At 66.4% G+C, this 16,076-nt stretch carries 14 protein-coding genes; 10 read left to right on the forward strand and 4 right to left on the reverse strand.

Annotated features, from left to right (window positions below; genetic code table 11):
• Nucleotides 1-186: 186 nt before the first annotated feature.
• Nucleotides 187-816, reverse strand: coding sequence for a LysE family translocator (locus NAO55_RS15515; protein WP_102839974.1), 630 nt, complete (start codon nucleotides 814-816; stop codon nucleotides 187-189).
• Nucleotides 817-1,049: 233 nt separating this feature from the next.
• Here NAO55_RS15515 and NAO55_RS15520 point away from each other — a divergent pair, with 233 nt between their 5' ends.
• Nucleotides 1,050-1,889 carry an isocitrate lyase/PEP mutase family protein gene (locus tag NAO55_RS15520; RefSeq protein WP_102839973.1) on the forward strand — a complete coding sequence of 280 codons (840 nt, stop codon included), beginning with the start codon at nucleotides 1,050-1,052 and terminating at the stop codon, nucleotides 1,887-1,889.
• A gap of 84 nt (nucleotides 1,890-1,973) precedes the next feature.
• On the opposite strand, the gene NAO55_RS15525 is transcribed toward NAO55_RS15520, so the two are convergent.
• Nucleotides 1,974-3,131: a DUF3047 domain-containing protein gene (locus NAO55_RS15525; protein ID WP_102839972.1), complete on the reverse strand. Its 1,158-nt coding sequence runs from the start codon at nucleotides 3,129-3,131 to the stop codon at nucleotides 1,974-1,976.
• A 126-nt stretch (nucleotides 3,132-3,257) separates the two neighbouring features.
• On the opposite strand from NAO55_RS15525, the gene NAO55_RS15530 reads away from it, so the two are divergent.
• The 3 genes from NAO55_RS15530 (at nucleotide 3,258) to NAO55_RS20995 (ending at nucleotide 6,319) form a co-directional block, all read left to right on the forward strand.
• Nucleotides 3,258-4,001: a helix-turn-helix domain-containing protein gene (locus tag NAO55_RS15530; RefSeq protein ID WP_102839971.1), complete on the forward strand. Its 744-nt coding sequence runs from the start codon at nucleotides 3,258-3,260 to the stop codon at nucleotides 3,999-4,001.
• Between the two features lie 230 nt (nucleotides 4,002-4,231).
• Complete coding sequence (locus NAO55_RS15535; protein ID WP_232244559.1) at nucleotides 4,232-4,390, forward strand: hypothetical protein; 159 nt, start codon at nucleotides 4,232-4,234, stop codon at nucleotides 4,388-4,390.
• A 3-nt stretch (nucleotides 4,391-4,393) separates the two neighbouring features.
• Nucleotides 4,394-6,319: a response regulator gene (locus NAO55_RS20995; RefSeq protein ID WP_232244560.1), complete on the forward strand. Its 1,926-nt coding sequence runs from the start codon at nucleotides 4,394-4,396 to the stop codon at nucleotides 6,317-6,319.
• Nucleotides 6,320-6,325: 6 nt separating this feature from the next.
• On the opposite strand, the gene NAO55_RS15545 is transcribed toward NAO55_RS20995, so the two are convergent.
• Nucleotides 6,326-7,027, reverse strand: coding sequence for an SDR family NAD(P)-dependent oxidoreductase (locus tag NAO55_RS15545; protein WP_102839970.1), 702 nt, complete (start codon nucleotides 7,025-7,027; stop codon nucleotides 6,326-6,328).
• Between the two features lie 16 nt (nucleotides 7,028-7,043).
• The gene (locus NAO55_RS15550) at nucleotides 7,044-8,351 is read right to left on the reverse strand and encodes an ABC1 kinase family protein (RefSeq protein WP_102839969.1); all 1,308 of its coding nucleotides are present in this window, start codon (nucleotides 8,349-8,351) and stop codon (nucleotides 7,044-7,046) included.
• Between the two features lie 327 nt (nucleotides 8,352-8,678).
• Between NAO55_RS15550 and NAO55_RS15555 the strand changes: the two genes are divergently transcribed.
• The 6 genes from NAO55_RS15555 (at nucleotide 8,679) to NAO55_RS15580 (ending at nucleotide 16,073) form a co-directional block, all read left to right on the forward strand.
• Nucleotides 8,679-10,202, forward strand: coding sequence for an ATPase domain-containing protein (locus NAO55_RS15555; RefSeq protein WP_102839968.1), 1,524 nt, complete (start codon nucleotides 8,679-8,681; stop codon nucleotides 10,200-10,202).
• Nucleotides 10,203-10,287: 85 nt separating this feature from the next.
• Nucleotides 10,288-11,901 carry a response regulator gene (locus tag NAO55_RS15560; protein ID WP_102840395.1) on the forward strand — a complete coding sequence of 538 codons (1,614 nt, stop codon included), beginning with the start codon at nucleotides 10,288-10,290 and terminating at the stop codon, nucleotides 11,899-11,901.
• A gap of 30 nt (nucleotides 11,902-11,931) precedes the next feature.
• Entirely contained in the window at nucleotides 11,932-12,999 is a 1,068-nt protein-coding gene (locus NAO55_RS15565) for a zinc-binding metallopeptidase family protein (protein WP_102839967.1), read from the forward strand.
• 324 nt (nucleotides 13,000-13,323) lie between these two features.
• The gene (locus NAO55_RS15570; protein ID WP_102839965.1) at nucleotides 13,324-14,304 is read left to right on the forward strand and encodes an isopenicillin N synthase family dioxygenase; all 981 of its coding nucleotides are present in this window, start codon (nucleotides 13,324-13,326) and stop codon (nucleotides 14,302-14,304) included.
• Nucleotides 14,297-15,046, forward strand: a complete 750-nt coding sequence (locus NAO55_RS15575; RefSeq protein ID WP_102839964.1) for an alpha/beta fold hydrolase — start codon at nucleotides 14,297-14,299, stop codon at nucleotides 15,044-15,046. The genes NAO55_RS15570 and NAO55_RS15575 overlap by 8 nt, the downstream gene beginning before the upstream one ends.
• A 49-nt stretch (nucleotides 15,047-15,095) precedes the next feature.
• Nucleotides 15,096-16,073: an ABC transporter substrate-binding protein gene (locus tag NAO55_RS15580; protein WP_102839963.1), complete on the forward strand. Its 978-nt coding sequence runs from the start codon at nucleotides 15,096-15,098 to the stop codon at nucleotides 16,071-16,073.
• Nucleotides 16,074-16,076 lie beyond the last annotated feature (3 nt).

Consider the following 16,076-nt stretch of genomic DNA (forward strand, 5'->3'; position numbering starts at 1 on the left):
ATTATTTTAGTTACAAATAGCCAAGAGTATTATTATCTTTCTTATTTTATTCACTCCAGGCTTTGTATATTTTCCTGAATACGACTTTAACTGACTCAATTCTATCACCAGAGGAACCCTTGGCCGTTAGCAGCTGTGCCTTGAACCCCTAAAACGGCTGAAGCAGGCGTCCGGAAAATCATTTGCTCACGCCCCACTCGAAGCCGCCAACCGCACCCCAAAACCCACCAGCACCCCACCCGTCAATCGGTCCAGCGCCCTGGTCAGCGCAGGCCGGCGCAACAGCGTCCCGAGCGGAATCGTCGCGGCGATCAGCACGGCGAACCAGGCCAGGGACAACAGCACATGCAGACACGCAAGGAAGAACGAGTAAGCGGCCACATCGGCGCCGAGCGGAACGAACTGCGGCAGGAAGGTGACGTAGAACACGCCCACTTTCGGGTTCAGCAGGTTGGTCAGCAAGCCGCGCCAGAAGGCCTGGCCGTTCGCTGCAGAGGGCGTCTCAGCCGGGCCTGAATCGAACGAGGCGCGCGGGTTGAACAGCAGTCTGGAGCCGAGCCAGATCAGATAGGCGGCGCCAGCGAACTTGACCAGGGTATAGGCCAGTTCCGAGGCCTGCAGCAGCGCACCCAGCCCGAGCGACACGGCCACACCCCAGGCCAGGCAGCCCAGGCAGATACCCGCCGCGGCCAGCACGGCCTGGCGCCGCCCTTCCAGTGTGGCGGTGCGCAGCACGATGGCCGTATCCACGCCCGGCGTGACGGTCAGCAGCGAGGCGGCTGCAGCAAAGGCGAGCAACAGCGGGAGGTCGATCATCGGTAGTGCTCCTGGGTTTCGTAGCCTGTCGGCCGAACACTGGAGGGCAGGCGGCGTGACGGGACCTGCCGGTTTTTGCGGCGGCCTGATGTGCGTTGTATCAGGCAAGCGCGTTAACGGCCAAATCGCCAATTTCGTGCAAGTCGGTGCTTCCTAGGTGTGGCGTCGCGGTGGCGCGTCACGCACGCGGTGGGCTATAGGATGACGACAAGCCCCCTGCTCCCGGAGACATCATGCCCCGCCCCACCGTAAGCGATAAACGCGCGGCCTTCCGCGAGATGCACCATGCAGGGTGCTTCCTGCTGCCCAACCCGTGGGACGCCGGCAGTGCTCGCCTGCTCGAGCGCCTCGGCTACCGGGCCCTGGCGACCACCAGCGCAGGCTATGCTTGGTCTCAGGGCCAGGCGGACGGGCAACTGTCACGCGACGACACCCTGGCGCACATGCGCTACATGGCGGCGATGAGCGACCTGCCGATCAACGCCGATTTCGAGAGCGGCTTCGGGGCCACGCCCGAGGCGGTCTTCGACAGTGTCAGCCTGGCGCTGGAGACCGGCGTGGCGGGCCTGTCCATCGAAGATTCGACCGGCGATCCCGCCCAGCCGGTGCGCGACAAGGCGCAGGCTGTCGAGCGCCTGCAGGCGGCGCGCGCCGCCATCGATGCCGGCGAGGGCGACACCCTGCTGGTGGGGCGTGCGGAAAATTACTTCGTCGGCCGCCCCGATCTGGACGACACGGTCGAGCGCCTGCTCGCCTATTCGCAGGCCGGGGCCGACTGCCTGTACGCGCCGGGTCTGAGGACGCGGGAGGAAATTCAGACGGTCGTCCAGGCAATCGCGCCGAAGCCGGTGAACGTGCTGATCGGCTGGAACAGCGAGCTGACCGTCGAGGCGCTGGCCGAGCTTGGCGTCAGGCGCATCAGTGTCGGCGGTGCCCTGGCGCGCGCGGCCTGGGGCGGGTTCATCGATGCGGCGCGGAGGATGATCGAACAGGGGCGGTTCGATGGCTTCGGCGGCACGCCATCTGGCGCGGAACTCAACGAACTGTTGCGCGCCACGGAACCGCCGCGCTGACCGGGCGTGCCGCGAACGTGGCAGAGAAGCAATATAGGCCGCGACCGGCCGCCGGCACGATGCCGGTGACCGGGCGTGAAGTGCTCAGTAGAGGCGCTTTTCGATATCGACATCCCTGAGCAGGATATCGCCGAACGTCGCCTCCCCTTCGCCATGCTGGAACAGACTGACCCCGATCAGCCAGACCCGCCGGATGCGTGCTGGCGGCTCGCCGCCGATGGCGGTGCGGTAGTGGTCCATTATGTTCTGCTCCTCGCTCAGCCACTGGCCGAGATCGGCGGTGCCCGAACGCACCACGACATGCGTCTCGCGGTCGTGCCAACCGGGCAGCGGGCAATGGAAGTGCGTGCCTTCGGGGAGATCCCGGCTCCAGTAGAAGGTGAGGTCGCGGCCGTTGTCGAACTCCACCGCGATGCTCAGGTAGTCGTGGGTGTGGATCTGGTCTTCGGCGACCGACGAGGGCAACCGGTCGACCTTCCACTTCCAGCTCAGCGTGGTGTGTGCGCTCAGCGGCAGGTCGGCGTCTTTCTGCAGGATGGAGACATCGTCACGGGTATGCAGGCGGATGGCCCGTGTCGGCGCCCGACCCGCCTGGGCCGGCGTGACAGCGGAGAACACCGTGGACGGCCCCAGCTCCCAGAGTTCCTGCCAGCCACCGGGCAAGGGCGCACGCGGTGTACGCAGGCGCGCCAGCTCGCGGCTGGCCCAGTGCGCGTCGTCGCGACCGGCCGCGGCCTGGCCCAGCAGCGCGGCGACATCGGTGCCGGGCCGCCAGTGGATGATGCCGACATTGACGCCGCCGCCCTCGTCGGGGTTGAACGCGGGTGGCTCGCCACGGTAGCGGCCACTGGCATCGAGCCAACGGTCGCGCGGGTAGAGCTTGAGCTGCAGGGGGCCGTCCTGCTCCACCGTGAAGCTCTGAGTGTCGTGCAACGCGCGGAAGATCGGTCCCCGCTCGCCGATGCGCGCCCAGGTCGCCAGCTCCGCCGAATAACGGATGCCCAGCGCCCGGGAGACCTCCACGCCACCCTCGAGCACGAAGGTCAGCCGATCGCCGGCCTTTACCTGCAGGCCGGTGTCCAGCCAGGCCCCGACACGCCAGGACAGGTACAGCGCGCGCAGCCCGAGCACCGCCTCGCCCGCCAGCGGCGCCGCGATGTCGGTGAGTTGGGCCTCGAATTGCGCCGGCGTCGACACAGAGCCGGTATTGGCGAGGGGCTCGAGCGGGATGGTGTTTGTCATTGTTTTTCCTCCGTGCGGGTGCGGACGCCTGAGCCGGGCTTTCGGCGCCAAAGTACGATGTCCCGATGCTAGAGCCGGCTGCTAGCGTGAGGCTTGTAAAAACGAGCTGACTTGAGGAGCCCGGGCATGCTGCCTTCGCACCTGCTGATGTGGCCGGACATGCTGCTGTACTTCGGCCCGCTGCGGCATCTGGACAGACGCGTCAACGGCGCCGCGGTGCTCATGGTCGGCCTCTATCGCCCGCTTGTGCTGCAACTGGCGGGCACCGCCCTGCCCTGCCAGGCCGTGGTGGTACCCGCCGGTGTGGCGCATGCGGTGGATGCACAGGGTGGCGTGCTGGCCAAGCTGTTCGTCGAGCGCGACAGCGAGTTATACGGGCGCTTCGTGCAACGCTTTGCCTGGCGCCCCGGGCAATGCGCGCTACCGCTGCACGATCCCGTGCTGATCGATACGCTGACCGCGCTCTACGAAGAGGCACCGAGCAAGGAGCAGACGCGGCAGACCCTGCTGGCGCTGATGCCCGCCGTGGACGATGCAACCGCCGCGGGCCGCCTGACGCCGGTGTTCGAGCTGTTGCGCCAGGAGGGCGACGTCAACCACGCGCTGGCGCAGGCCGCCTCGCTGGTGCACCTATCCCCCACGCGCATGGCGCACCTGTTCCGTGCCGAAACCGGCATGAGCTACCGCGGCTTCCGCATCTGGAAGCGCCTGCTGCTCGCCGCCGAGCACCTGCAGCGGACGGACTGCCTGACGCGGGCGGCCGTCGATGCGGGTTTCGCCGATGCCAGCCATTTCAGCAATTGCTACAAGCGCTATATCGGCGCCACCCCCGCGCAGGTCTTTCGCAGCCTGCAGCGATTCGAGCGCTGACTGTCGCGGGGAGCGCCTGGACGCAGCTTGCTATCGCTGACGGCCGATGACCGATACCATGCCGCGGGCGTGACGACCCGACGGTTCGTTGGAACGCTCTCGCTTGCTTGCAGTCCGCTCAAAGACAGATGCGTAGCGCGCTGTCCGCTTGTGGGCAGCCGCGTTGCTTCGCTCGGCCGATCAGGAGGGATGCTGATCGGACTACCCCATCAGCAAGGCGCAATAACGACATGGCAGGCGGAACCGCGGAAGCAAAACGCATCCTTCTCGGCATGCGCGACAGTGCGGAACGACGCGAACTCGCCACCTGGCTGACGGTCGAGGGCTACCACGTCGGCCACTGCACCGACCAGGCGGGCCTGGCACAGCGGGTCGACGCGACGGTATAGGTGGTGATACTCGCCGACGAGCTGGCAGCGGGGCCATTGGATGAGGTGAACGCCGCGCTCGAGAGGCTGCCAGCCGGCAGTGCCATCCCGTTCATTCTCCTGAGTCGCGACGCCGAACCCCATGCTGCGTTGAAAGCCCGCCTGCCGTCGACGATCAACGACTTCGTGATCCTCGGCGAGCCTGTAGGGCCGGCCACCTTGCTGAGTTGCCTGACCACGTGCATGCGCCTGCGCCAGCATCAGCGCGCGCACCACGCGGAAGCCACCGAGCGAGCCGACCAGCGAACCCGCTTCGAGCGACTGATCGAGAACCTTCCGATCGGCGTCTGCTTCATCGATGCCGACGGCAATACGCTGCTCAGCAACCCCAAGTACGACGAGTACGTGCCCAATCGAAAGATTCCTTCGACGGCGCCCGAGCGGGCACGGCGCTGGGTCGGCCTGGACAGCCATGGGCAGGTGATACCGCCGAGCCAATACGTCGGTGCCCGCGCCCTGCGCGGCGAGCAGGTCGACGGCCAGGACTATCGCTACTACCCCGAGGAATGTGGCGAACGCTGGCTGCGCCTGAGCGGCGTGCCGCTCTACGACCACGCCGAGCAACCGATGGGCGCGGCCGTGGTGATCATCGACGTCGACGCCGAGCGACGCAACGAGGTGATGCTGCGCCAGTTCAATCATGCGCTGGAGCGCGAGGTCGAGTTGCGCACCCAGGCCTTGCAGAGGGCGCTCGACCAGCTGACCGTCGAGGTTCAGGAACGCAGCCGTGCCGAGGAGCAGCTGCGCCACTCACAGAAGATGGATGCAGTCGGCCAGCTCACCGGTGGTATCGCCCACGACTTCAACAACATGCTGACCGGCATCATCGGCGCGCTGGACATGATCCGTCTGCGCGCGGCCTCCGGACGCTACAACGACCTGCCGCGCTATCTGGACGCGGCGCATGGCTCGGCGCAGCGCGCCGCCTCGCTGACCCAGCGCCTGCTGGCCTTTTCCCGCCGCCAGCCACTGCAGACCCGGCCGACCGCAGTCAATTCGCTGATCCGCTCGCTGGCCGAGCTGCTGCAGCGCAGCCTGGGCGAGACCATCCGCTTCGAACTGGCCCTCGAAGACACCGCCGGGCTCGCCCTGGTCGACCCCAGCCAGATGGAAAATGCCCTGCTCAATCTGGCGCTCAACGCCCGCGATGCGATGCCGGACGGCGGCACCTTGCGCATCGAGACGCAGCGCCTGGCGTTGCAAGCGGAGCAGGCCACCCGCCACGGCGTGCCGACTGGCGAGTATCTTTGCGTGCGGGTGATCGATAGCGGCGTCGGCATTCCCGCGGCACTGGTGGACAAGGTGTTCGAACCGTTCTTCACCACCAAACCCCTCGGCGAAGGCACCGGGCTCGGCCTGTCGATGGTCTACGGCTTCGTCCGCCAGAGCGGCGGTTTCATCTCCATCGATACCTGTCAGGGCGAAGGGACCCGCGTCGCGCTGCACATACCGGCGGCATCGGCCGACGCACAGGAGGAGTCGACTGCGGTTCCGATCCGCGTGCCCGGCGCAGGTGGCGGGCGCAAGGTTCTGCTGGTCGAGGATGACAACGCGGTGCGCCCGTTGCTGCAGAGCGCACTCGAGGACTTCGGCTATCACGTGCATGTGGCGGCCGACAGTCAGCGCGCCCTGGAGCTCGCCGCGGAACTCGACTCGCTCGACCTGCTGCTGACCGATGTCGGCCTGCCGGGGCTCAACGGCCGCCAGCTTGCCGAAATGCTTCAGCAGCGGCGCCCGGGCCTACCGGTGGTGCTGATCACCGGCTATGCCGAACAGGCCGCGACCCGCCTCGATTGCCTGGCTCCCGGCATGCGCCTGATGACCAAACCCTTCACCCTCGAACTGCTGGCCGAAACCGTCACCGACGCGCTTGCCGCACCGGTTGACTGAGGGCCGTTACCACGGCAACTCCGCCCCGCTGTAGGCATGGAACCCTCCACTCGCCTCCGGCCCCAGGCTGTCGATGACCCGCAGCAGATCCTGCGCGGCATCGGCCGCCGGCCGGCCGATCTCGGCGCCACGGAATGGCTGTGAAAGCCGCGAGTTCACCGTGCCCGGGTGCAGCGCCAGCAGCACGGCATTCGGCTGGTTGCGGCGCACTTCGATGGAAGCGGTCTTGATCAGCATGTTCAGCGCGGCCTTGGAGGCGCGGTAGCTGTACCAGCCGCCGAGGCGGTTGTCGCCAATGCTGCCGACCTTGGCCGAGAGCATGGCGAGCACGCCGCGCTGGCGGTCGAGCAGCCCGCTGAAGTGGCGCAGCAGCAGCGCCGGGCCGAAGGTGTTGATCTGGAAGATGGCGAGCAGCTGCGCCTGGTTGATGTCAGCGAGGCGTTTTTCCGGCATGAACTCGGCGCCATGCAGCACGCCGGCGGCGTTGATGATCAGGTGAAACGGCCCCTGCCCCGCCACCGCGTTCGCGGCCTGTTCGATGCTGGCGGGATCGGCAAGATCAAGCGCCGGCTCGGACGAGCGACTAAGGGCGATGACCGATGCGCAGTGCGGATCGCTGCGCAAGGCATCGACCAGTGCGGCACCGATGCCTCCGGAAGCACCGATTACCAGCGCACGGAACCCTTCGGGAAATGACTGCAGCGGCATGACGTTCTCCAGTGGTTCAGGGGCGAGCGGTAACGGCACCGCCCCGCCAACGCTCGATATGCTCGGCGAGCAGGTCGGCGATAGGCAGGCAGGCGCCGAGCCGGTAGAGGTTCCAGTAGTGGCCTTCCAGGGTGCGATTGATCAGCAGCGTACCGGAGGCTGGTTGCAGGCTGCCCAGTGCCGACATCAGCAAGGGGAACAGCTCGGACAGCTGCTGGTGCAGCGCCGCTCCGCGGAAGTCCCACTGCGCGCCAGGCTGCAACAGTGGATGCAGCATCAGGTGGATACGCCGGTACAGCCCATGCGGCGGCATGCTGCCAGGCTGGCGCCCGCCGAGCATCTGGAAGCCGGCCTCCAGCGCCTCGCTGGAAGTGCCGCGCAGCGCCTCGAAGATCTGCACGTAACCGGCCAGCAGGCGCGGCTCCAGACGCAGCACGCTGCCGAAATCGTAGACCACCAGTTCGCCCTGCTCGGTCCAGGCCAGATTGCCCGGATGCGGATCGGTGTGCAGCCGCTGCAAGCCGAACGCCTGCTCGGCGAGCCACTGGCAGAGGTTTTCGGCCAGGCGCTGGCGGATTTCGACCGGTGCGAGCTCGACCTCGGCCATGGAACGGGCCGGACGATCTTCCAACACCAGCACGCCGGGGCGGCAGAGCTCGCTGGCGGCAAAGGGAATGCCGAGGCCGGGCCAGTCGCCGAAGTGCGCGCGGAAGGCTTCAAGGTGGTCGCGTTCGGCGGCGTAGTCCAGCTCTTCATCGATTGCCCGCCGCAGCTCGGTGTAGACCGCCTCCAGCCGCGCCGCTGGCGTGCCGAACAGCCGCCCGAGCGGCATCAGCCGACGCAGTTGGCGCAGGTCCGCTTCGCAGATCGCGTGGATGCTGGGGTACTGGATCTTCATGATCAGCGCCCTGCCCTGACGATCCTGGGCGCGATGGACCTGGCCCAACGAGGCGGCCGCGGCGGGCGCAGGTTCGATGGTATCGAACAGCTCGTAGAGCTGGCCGTCGTACAGCCGCTGCAGGTTGGCTTCCAGCTCCGCGAACGGCAGCGACGGCACCTGATTCTGCAAACGGGCCAGCGCCGCGCTGATCGGATCGGGCAACAGGTCCTGCCATTGCGAGGCCTGCTGGCCGAGCTTGAGCACCGGTCCTTTCATCTGCCCGAGTGCATCACCCAGCAGCTCGCCCACCGGTTGCCAATCGATGCGCGCCTTGCCTGGCGTGACGCGTTGCACCAGCAGGTTGCCGGCGATCCGTGCACCAGTGCCGCCCAGTTGCAGAAAGCGGCCCAGCGCCGAAGCCGAGGGACGAGAGAATCGAGGCATGCAAGCGACCTGCGAAGGCAAAGGCTGATCATGGGCCAGCCCGGCGGGTGTTCCAAGGCGCAATGGTTGCAGTCTGTTGCGCCCGCCGCAGCTAGCGCCAAAGCGCAGCTCGGCGTAATGCGTGGAACGAGCCCGCAAACGGCGAGTCGGAACACTGACTGCATTCAGCGCACGTCGACTGCATTCAGCGCACGTCTCTGCGGCGGTGCCTGAGAGGTTTCGCCCATATGCCCACCCGGTGAAAACGGGTGGTTTCTCCGGGCTTGGCCCGAGACGTTTTCTGGAGCAAGGACTATGCACGCAGCGGAGCCTGCGTAAGGAGCACGAATGAATGATGCCGATCGCCCGAACAGCGGCCAGAGGGAGGAAGTGCCACGCATCTCCACGGGCAGCGAAGGGCTGGACGATATCCTTGGCGGCGGGCTCGACCCCGACCGCATGTACCTCTACGAAGGCAGCCCCGGCGCCGGCAAGACTACCCTTGCCCTGCAGTTCCTGCTCGAAGGCGCGCGCCAAGGCGAGCGGGTGCTGTACGTGACCCTGTCGGAAACCCAGGCCGAACTGGAGCTGATCGCCAAGCGGCACGGCTGGTCACTGGATGGTATTGATGTGTTCGAACTGGTCACACCTGAAGCCAGTCTCGACCCGGAACTGGAGCTGACGGTGCTGCACCCGGCCGAGATCGAGCTGGGCGAAACCACCCGCCAGCTGTTCGACCGTGTCAGCCAGACCAACCCGAGCCGAGTGGTCTTCGACAGCCTCTCGGAGATGCGCCTGCTCGCACAGAGCCCATTGCGCTACCGGCGCCAGGTGCTGGCGCTCAAGCACTTCTTCGTCACTGGCCACTGCACGGTGATCCTGCTCGACGACCAGACCTCGGAAGGCGGCAACCTCCAGCTGCACTCGATCTGCCATGGCGTGGTGATGCTCGAACAGCAATCCATCGATTACGGCGCCGAACGCAGGCGCCTACGAGTAGTAAAGATGCGCGGCATTCAGTTCCGCGGCGGCTACCACGACTTCGTGATTCGCAAGGGCGGCCTGCAGATATTCCCGCGGCTAGTTGCTGCCGAACATCATTCAGTCTTCACCAGCAGCTTGGCCTCCTCCGGCAATGAAATGCTGGACAAGATGCTGGGCGGTGGACTTGAGCGCGGCACCAACGCACTACTGGTAGGCACTGCCGGGGTGGGCAAATCGTCACTGGCGCTCAGCTACGCGGTGACGGCATGCAAGCGCGGAGAAAAAACGTCATTTTTCGTATTCGACGAGAACACCGGCACGCTGCTCGCCCGCGCTCGCGCGTTGGGGTTGCCACTCGAACCCTGGATCGATCAGGGATTGCTGCATCTGCAGCAGATCGACCCAGCGGAGCTGTCGCCAGGTGAGTTCGCCTCCACTGTGCGCTGCAGCGTCGAACAGGACGGCGCGCGCCTGATCATCGTCGACAGCCTCAACGGCTACATGCATGCGATGCCCGACGGCAAGTTCCTGATCCTGCAGATGCACGAGCTGCTGAGCTACCTGGGTCAGAAAGGCGTGGTCAGCATTCTGGTGCTGGCACAGCAAGGGGTGATCAACCCTGCCGACACGCCCGTCGATATCAGCTATCTCAGCGATGCGCTGATCATGCAGCGCTATTTCGAGCACGAAGGCACCATTCGCCGCGCGTTGTCGGTGGTGAAGAAACGCAGCGGATGGCACGAAAACACCGTGCGTGAATTTCGCCTCAGTGCCGACGGGATACAGGTCGGCCCGCCACTGAGCGGTCTGGATGGCATACTTTCCAGCGCCCCGCAGTACACCGGTGACCCCGCTAGACTACTTCCGGACGAGCATGACTACGCCTGACCCAAAACGCAGTTCTCTCGTGGTCGTCTATGCCCCCATCGGCCGCGACGGCCCGGCCTCGGCCGAACTGCTCAAGCGCAGCGGCATGCAGGCGGTGGTCAGCCATGGCGTCGAGCAGGTACTGCAACTCGCCGAAACCGACGCCGATGCAGTGTTCATCGCCGAAGAAGGTCTGTTTGGCTACGACCTCGAGAGCCTGGCCGCCTGGGTGGACAAGCAGCCGGCGTGGTCGGACTTCCCCTTCGTCGTGCTGACCAGCAAACACCAGCCTCCGGCGGTTGCCGCCTGGAGGCAGCGCATGGTGCTGGCGCTGCGAAATGTATCGCTGCTGGAGCGGCCGGTGCAGAGCATCACCCTGACCAGCGCACTGAAGGCCGCAGTGCGGGCACGTCAGCGCCAGTACGAGGTGCGGGCATTGCTGGAAGCGCAGGAATTGGCGTCCAAACAGCTCGAAGCCCTGGTGGTCGAGCGCACCCGCGAGCTGGAAAAGGCCAACCAGGAGCTGCGCACGCAGATGGCCGAGCGTGCGCGTATCGAGGAAACCCTGCGTCAGGCGCAGAAGATCGAGGCCATCGGCCAGCTCACCGGCGGTATTGCCCATGACTTCAACAACCTGCTGATGGTCATCAGCGGCGGCCTCGACATGCTCGATCGGCGCAAGGACCCGCAGCGTCGCGAGCGCCTGTTGACCGGCATGCGCCAGGCCGCCCAGCGCGGCACGGCGCTGACCCGCCAGCTGCTGGCCTTTTCCCGCAGCCAGTCATTGGCGCCGAAGGCCGTTGATCTGGCCCTGCATATCGGCGGCATGCGCGACCTGCTCGACCGCAGCCTGAGCGGTGCGGTGCAGGTCAAGGTGCAGTTCGCGCCGGACCTCTGGCCCGTCGAGGCGGACCCGGGCGAGCTGGAACTGGTCATCATCAACCTGGCGGTGAACGCCCGGGACGCCATGCCAAACGGCGGATCGATCCTCATCGAAGCCTGCAACGCACCGGACGAGGACGTCATGGGCTTACGCAGCGACTTCGTCCGGCTGACCGTGACCGACTCGGGCACCGGCATTCCGGAGGAGGTCCGGCCGCGGGTCTTCGACCCCTTCTTCACCACCAAGGAGATCGGCAAGGGCTCGGGTCTGGGGTTGGCGCAGGTATACGGCTTCGCCCGGCAATCGGGGGGCACCGTATGGATCGAAAGCGAATGCGGGCGCGGCACTCGTGTGATCATGCTGCTGCCGCGCTCGGCGGGAATTCCCAAGCAGCCTGATGCCGACGAACGTGGCAGCGATGAAGCTGAAGCCGCATCCATAGGCAGTGTGCTGCTCGTCGACGACGACAAGGAAGTCGCGGCGCTGGTCGGCGAGATGCTCGAACACCTCGGCTATCGCGTCACGCACGCCGCCAGCGCCACGGATGCGCTGAGCGCGCTGCAGAACGGTTGCAAGGTGGACATCGTGTTCTCCGACATCATGATGCCCGGCGGCATGAACGGGGTTGAACTGGCTCGCGAGATCCGCACCCGCGCGCTCGGCGTTCCCGTGTTGCTGACCAGTGGCTACGCCGAGGCCGCTCAGCAGGCGGCGGCCGCCGAAGGCGTGCACGTGCTGGCCAAGCCCTATCGGCTCGAGGATCTCGCCACCGCCCTGCGCGAAGCGATTGATGGCGCAGCGCAATCCCCGCACGGTCAGCTGCGACGTTGGTCCTAAACGATTGGCAAGACCGATCGCGGAGGATGCATGGGAAACCAGGAACAACTGGCGCTACTGGAAGAACTTCTGCTTGCACGAGGGCCGGCAGGCCAGGAAGAAGAAGTCCGCCAGGTGTGCAGGCGAGAGCTGGAGCGATGCTGCGACGCCGTCTGGCAAGACGCCGCTGACAATCTCATCGGGCGAATCAAAGCGGTCGGGGTTGCGCCCGACGAGGCGGAACGCCGGACGACCCGAATCATGGCCCATCAGGATGAGATCGCCATGGTGGTCAAACGCATAGACCCGGATGGGCGCCTGCGAGTCGCGGCGCTGGGCGGTGCGTTTCCGGTCAACTTCGGCATGTGCCCCGTGGACGTGATGGGCGACACCGGCACGGTCGCCGGTGCGCTGTCTTTCGGCACGATGCACGGGACGAGTGAATCGAGCCAGTCGATGCATGTGCTTCAGGGCAATGTGCAGTGGAACGATGTGCACGTCATCACCCGATACAGCAAGGCGGAACTCGGCGAGCTGGGCGTGCGCGCGGGCACACGGGTGGTGCTGAGCCGGCATTGGCGCAAGCCGTTCCAGATACGCGACTGCATTGCCGCGCACTTCCTCGACGATCGGGCCCCTGTGGTTGCCGCCCTCGTGGCCGCCAGGCGCCTGGCGGAGCGCAGGGAGGAATTGCACGGCGACGTGCTCATCGTGCTGACGACCAACGAAGAGGAAACCAATTCCGGGGCACAGTACGCGGCGCGCACACTGCCGGGGGCGTTGTGCATCGCCCTCGAAGTGGGGCCGATCGCAGCCGAGTACGACACGCGCCTGGCGCTCGACCCCATCGTGCTTACCGGCGATGAGAAGGGCTACTACACCAAGCGCGTTTCCGACGGCTTGCTCAGGGCCGCATCACGCTGCGGTTACTGCCCGCAACCGGCGTTGATGCCCGGCTTTGCCTCGGACGCGAGCGCAGTGCTTGGCTCGGGCTCCGCTCCGCAGGCCGGTTGCCTGGCGATCCCCACGGAGAACACGCACGGCTATGAGGTGATCATGCAGGACGCGATGCAGGCCTGCGCCGAAACACTGGTCGAGTATCTGGTCAGCCTGCAATAGCGCCCAGGAGCGGGCCGAGCGCAATCCCGCTCGAGCAGCTGAGCAGCCGACCATTATTTTTTCGGCCCGCTTCGGGCCCCGCGCACGCCCCGTTCGAGGGCGTTCCGATCGGCGTGACGCGCTGCCGAGTGACCATTCGCGCGTCACGCCTCGGCTAGACTGCGCACCAGCGCGGACCGCCCGGCGCACCACTGAAAGGCATCCCCTGCTGCTGCCGAAATGGCATCGGCTTGCTCGATATTCTCTGCTTCTGCGCACAGCATGACCCGCCAGATACTGCGCTCGCCGGCCGCCATTCCGCGGTCGGCAGAGCAGGATCGAGCCATGAACGAATCCCTTTGCGCCCGCCATCTCGAAGCCGCCGCGCTGCCGCTGATCGATATCGCCGGGCTGTTTTCTCCCGACATCGACGCGCGCGTCGCCGTGGCCAAACGCATCGGCGCGGCCTGCCGCGAGGTCGGCTTCTTCTGCATCGCCAACCATGGCGTCAACACGACGCTGCAGCAGGCGGTGTTCGAGCAGGCGCGGGCCTTCTTTGCCCTGCCGGAAGCCGACAAGTGCGCGCTGGACAAGGTGTTCTCGAAGGCCAATCGCGGCTACGAGCCGTTGCGCGGTCAGGTGCTGGAAGCCGGTGCGCCGGCCGATCTCAAGGAAGGCTTCTACATCGGCGAGGAGCTGGCCGAGGACGACCCGCGGGTACTGGCCGGGCGTTTCAACCACGGTGCCAACCAGTGGCCGAGCGAGCTCGCGGAGTTTCGCCCGACCATGGAGCGCTATCGCGATGCGATGAATGCGCTGGCGGCACGGCTGATGGGCGCTATCGCGCTGTCGCTGCAACTGCCGGAGGATCATTTCGCCGGCTTCTGCCGCGAGTCCATGAGCACCTTGCGCCTGCTGCATTATCCGCTGCAGCCGGCCAATGCCGCGCCCGGCGAGAAGGGCTGCGGCGCGCATACCGATTTCGGCGGGCTGACGCTGCTTTTGCAGGACGAGAACCCCGGCCTGCAGGTTTGGGATCGTCACAGCGAAAGCTGGATTCACGCGGCCCCTGTGCCGGGCACCTATGTGGTCAATCTGGGCGACATGACCGCTCGCTGGACCAACGACCAGTACCGTTCGACGCTGCACCGAGTGGTCAACATGTCCGGACGCGAGCGCTACAGCGTGCCGTTCTTCTTCAGCGGCAACCCGGACCATGTGGTCGAGTGCCTGCCGACCTGCCTCGCGCCCGGCGAGGCGCCGCGCTACCCCGCGGTGACGGTGGAAGAACACCATCGCGAGATGTATCGGAGGACCTATGGCTGACATCGTCCTCATCCACGGGGCCTGGGCCGGTAGCTGGGTCTGGGATTCGCTGCAGGATGGCCTGCGCGATGCCGGCCACCGCCCGCACGCGGTCGATCTGCCGGGCAACGGCAGCGACGCCACGCCGCTCGCCGAGGTCTCGCTGCAGCGCTACGTCGAGCACGTCGGCGCGCTGATCGAGACGCTGCCCGGCCCGATCCATCTGGTCGCGCATTCCGGCGGCGGCATCACCGCCACTGCAGTGGCCGAACGTTATGCCGAGCGCATCGCCGGCGTCGCCTATGTCGCCGGCATGATGCTGCCCAGCGGCATGGGCTTCGGCGAACTCTGTGCCGAGCTCGCCCGCGACTTTCCCGAGGTCAGCGGCATCGGCCCCTATCTCGAGGCCGCGCCCGGCGGCAGCCGCGTACCGGGCGATGCCGCCTGCGCCCTGTTCTTTCACGATGCACCGGCACAGGCCGCGATCACTGCCGCGCGCCGCCTGACGGTGCAGCCCGACGGCGGCCGCGATATCGCCGCACAGTGGACGGCCGCGCGTTTCGGTCGTCTGCCACGGCTGTATATCGAAGCCACCCAGGACCGCTCCGTGCTGCCACGGGTGCAACAGCGCATGCAGCAGCTGGTGCCTGGCGCCGAGCGGGTGGTGCTCGATTGCGGGCATGCGCCGCAACTGGCCATGCCCGACGCGCTGCTCGCCGCCCTGCTGGATTTCTTCGCGCGCCATCCACATCCCGTGCGCTGACCCGTTTATTGCATCGCGCTCATTACGCCGACCTTCAAGGAGCTTCACCATGTTCAAGAAAACCCTGCTCGCCAGCGCCTTGTTCGCGCTGTTCAGCCAATCCGCCCTGGCCGCCGACAAGGTGCGCTGGCTCAACGACTGGCTGCCGGCCGGCGACAAGGCGGCGATCTACCTCGGTGTCGAACAGGGCCTGTTCGCCGCCGAAGGTATCGAAGTGGAGATCGCCAGTGCCCGCGGTGGCAGCGACGTGGTGACCAAGCTGGCCACCAACAGCGCCGACTTCGGCTCGGCCGGCCTGGCCTCGCTGCTGCAGGCCAAGGCCCAGGGTGAGGTGCCGGTGGTGGCCGTGGCGCCGATCTACAACAAGCAGCCAGACGCCTTCTTCACCACCGAAGGCTCGGGCATCGAGAGCTTCAAGGACATCGTCGGCAAGACGGTCGCCACCCCGACCTTCTCCGCCTCCAACGTGGTCTGGCCGCTGCTGCTGGAGCGCAACGGCATCGACCCGGCCAGCGTCAAGCTGCTCAAGCTCGACCCCGGCGCGCTGGCACCGATGCTCGCCACCGGCAAGGTGGATGCCACCATCAACTGGCTGACCGTCGCGCCCGGCTTCGTCCGTGCCCTTGGCGAGGCGGACAAGACGCTGAAGACCATCCCCTGGTCGGAATACGGCTTCGAGGGCTACGGCCTGTCGCTGGTGGCGTCGCAGCGCTTCGTGCAGAGCCATCCCGAGGTCGCGAAGAAGTTCGTCAAGGCCTACCAGCAGGCGCAGAAGAACGCCATCGCCGACCCGGCTGCCGCGGCCGCGGCGTTGAAGAAGATGGTCGCCGAAGTCGACGAGCAGCAGGCCGAAGAGCAGTTCGTCGCCTCGGTGCCGCTGATGCAGAACGAGATCAGCGATGCCGAGGGCCCGGGCTTCGACGCCAAGCGGCTGGCCACCACCTGGGAATGGGTCGCCAAGGCACAGGGCATGCAGATCGATGCCCTCGACCCGGCCAGCGCCATCGACACCAGCCTGAGCGAGTGAAGC

Origin of the sequence: Stutzerimonas frequens, from assembly GCF_024448335.1 — a bacterium.
GTDB classification, from domain to species: Bacteria; Pseudomonadota; Gammaproteobacteria; order Pseudomonadales; family Pseudomonadaceae; genus Stutzerimonas; species Stutzerimonas frequens.